The 2,492-nt window shown below is 74.2% G+C and carries 3 protein-coding genes and 1 pseudogene; 2 read left to right on the forward strand and 2 right to left on the reverse strand.

Translation table 11 applies throughout. The annotated features are described in order from the left end of the window. Positions 1-433 (reverse strand): annotated as a pseudogene (locus ACOJTC_RS04770) (hypothetical protein); the annotation flags it as partial. A gap of 83 nt (positions 434-516) precedes the next feature. On the opposite strand from ACOJTC_RS04770, the gene ACOJTC_RS04775 reads away from it, so the two are divergent. Together ACOJTC_RS04775 and ACOJTC_RS04780 are read left to right on the forward strand one after the other, a co-directional pair. After that, the gene (locus ACOJTC_RS04775; protein ID WP_204925855.1) at positions 517-1,140 is read left to right on the forward strand and encodes an HAD family hydrolase; all 624 of its coding nucleotides are present in this window, start codon (positions 517-519) and stop codon (positions 1,138-1,140) included. Between the two features lie 29 nt (positions 1,141-1,169). Further along, positions 1,170-1,556, forward strand: coding sequence for a cold-shock protein (locus ACOJTC_RS04780; protein WP_204925856.1), 387 nt, complete (start codon positions 1,170-1,172; stop codon positions 1,554-1,556). Here the strand turns inward: ACOJTC_RS04780 and ACOJTC_RS04785 are convergent. Continuing rightward, positions 1,517-2,353, reverse strand: a complete 837-nt coding sequence (locus tag ACOJTC_RS04785) for a 1,4-dihydroxy-6-naphthoate synthase (RefSeq protein ID WP_420115902.1) — start codon at positions 2,351-2,353, stop codon at positions 1,517-1,519. The genes ACOJTC_RS04780 and ACOJTC_RS04785 overlap by 40 nt on opposite strands. Positions 2,354-2,492 lie beyond the last annotated feature (139 nt).

Genomic DNA, 2,492 nt, shown 5'->3' on the forward strand with positions numbered 1-2,492 from the left:
CCCGCAGGTCCAGCTCCTCCGCCGGCCGACCGAGCCCCGCCGGGTACGGGGCCAGCTCGTCCACGCTCCCGGTGACCCGCAGCGCCTGCTCCGGGCCGTACAGCAGGAACCGGGCGCGGAGCCGGTCGACCGCGCCACGGACCGTGGCCGGGGCGGGCGGGTGCGGCCCGGCGGCGGCCAGGGCGAGGACCGCCTCGGTGGAGGTGGTGCCCTCCGACTGGTCCCGGGTGAGCCGGGCGGCGTCGAGGATCTGGAGGGTGAACTGGTCCAGCCCGTCGAGCGCGCGGGCGACCGACACCCGCGACTCGGCCCGCAGGGCGAGCGCGGAGACGTCGGCCGGCACCGGCACGACGAGGTCGGGCCGCAGTTGGAGCAGCGCGGCGAGAGCCTCGTCGGGCAGCGCGCGCAGCTGGTCGGCGAGTGAGGTGGTCATCGTCGTTCCACGCTAGCCCGAGGGCGCCCGATCGCGCCGCCCGGACGTCCGGCTCGGGCGACCTGTCCGGGTACCTTCGCAGAATGTCCGCGCTGATGGTCGGGTTCGACCTCGACATGACCCTGATCGACTCCCGCCCCGGCATCGCCGCCGCCTACCGGGCGCTCACCGCCCGTACGGGTGTGCCGGTCGACGCCGAGCTGGCCGTCTCCCGGCTCGGCCCACCGCTGCGCACCGAACTCGCCCACTGGTTCCCGGCGGAGCAGGTCGAGGAGGCGGTGACGCTCTACCGGGAGCTGTACCCGACGTACGCGATCACCCCGTCGGTGCCGATGCCCGGCGCGCGGGAGGCGGTCGACGCGGTGCACGCCCAGGGCGGCCGGGTGATGGTCGTCACCTCGAAGATCGGCCGGTTGGCCCGGCTGCACCTGGACCACCTCGGGCTGGCGGTCGACGAGTTGGCAGGCGACCTCTTCGCCGAGCAGAAGGCGACCTCGTTGCGGGAGCACGGTGCCGCGCTCTACGTCGGTGACCACGTGGCGGACATGGTGGCGGCCGGGGCGGCCGGCATCCCGGGCGTCGGCGTGGCCACCGGCCCCTGCCCGGCGGACGACCTGCGCGCGGCCGGGGCGCAGGTGGTGCTCGACGACCTCACCGGATTCCCGGCGGCGCTCGACCGGATCATCGGGCTAGCCTTGGAGCAGTAGTCGTATCGAGTGAAGCAGGGGTCTCCAAGGTGCCGACGGGTCGAGTGAAGTGGTATGACGCGGCCAAGGGATACGGGTTCGTCACCAGTGACGAGGGTGGCGACGTGTTCCTGCCGAAGGGCGCGCTGCCGGCGGGTGTCACCGACCTCAAGGGTGGGCAACGGGTCGACTTCAGCGTGGTGGACAGCCGGCGCGGTGCCCAGGCGATGGGGGTCAAGCTGTTGGACGCCCCGCCGTCCATGGCCGAGCTGCGCCGCCGGCCGGCCGAGGAACTGCACGGCCTGGTCGAGGACATGATCAAGGTGCTGGAGGCGAAGGTGCAGCCGGACCTGCGCCGGGGCCGCTTCCCCGACCGCAAGACCGCGCAGAAGATCGCTCAGCTGGTCCACGCGGTGGCCAGCGAGTTGGAGGTCTGAGGCACCAGCCCGGCGTCGGCGGCCCAGCCCAGCAGCGCCTCCACGGCGGCGAACCCCGCGTCCCCCAGGTCGGCGGTGAACTCGTTGACGTAGAGGCCGATGTGCCGGTCCACCACGTCGGGCTCCATCTCCTGGGCGTGCGCCAGCACGTACTCGCGGCTGGCCGCCGGGTCTGCCCAGGCCTGCCGGACCGACTCGCGGACCCAGCCGGCCGCGGCCTGCGGGTCGACCGCCCCGCGTCGGGCCAGGATCGCGCCGAGGGGGATGGGCAGCCCCGTGTCCGCCTCCCACCACTCGCCAAGGTCGACCAGGGCGCTCAGGCCGTGCCGGTGGTAGGTGAAGCGGGCCTCGTGGATCACCAGCCCGGCGTCGTACCGCCCGTCCGCGACTCCTGGCATGATCTCGTGGACCGGCACGATCTCGATCCGGGCCGGCGGCCGTCCGGCCGACCAGAGCCGGAACAGCAGGTACGCCGTGGTCCGGTCACCGGGCACCGCCACCGTGGCGCCGCCCAGGTCGACCCGGTCGCTCTCCCCACGGGTGAGCACGAGGGGGCCACAGCCACGGCCGAGCGCACCGCCGCAGGGCAGCAGGTGGTAGTCGTCGAGCAGCCAGGGGAGCGCGGCGTAGCTGACCTTCACCAGATCGAAGGCGCCCCGTTCGGCTGCCGTGTTGGTGACGTCGACGTCGGCGAAGGTGACTTCGACCGGCGGCGCGCCCGGCACCCGGCCGTGCACCAGCGCGTCGAAGACGAAGGTGTCGTTGGGGCAGGGCGAGATCGCCAGGGAGAGCGCCACGTCCCCACGGTAACGCCGCTCCCGACCGTCCTCCCGCCGAGCCCGCCCCGATGTGACCCCGCCCCCTGCCGACGACATCCGTCCCTTCGGCGGCCCGCCGTGGTCGGGGGCCGCAGCGGCCCTGCCCCTGCCCCTGCCC

It is taken from the genome of Micromonospora sp., from assembly GCF_048594385.1.
GTDB classification, from domain to species: domain Bacteria; phylum Actinomycetota; class Actinomycetes; order Mycobacteriales; family Micromonosporaceae; genus Micromonospora; species Micromonospora wenchangensis.

What these genes read in the sequence shown, in the direction of transcription:
- ACOJTC_RS04775 (WP_204925855.1), top strand. Translation starts at nt 517, where the DNA reads ATGTCCGCGCTGATGGTCGGGTTCGACCTCGACATGACCCTGATCGAC.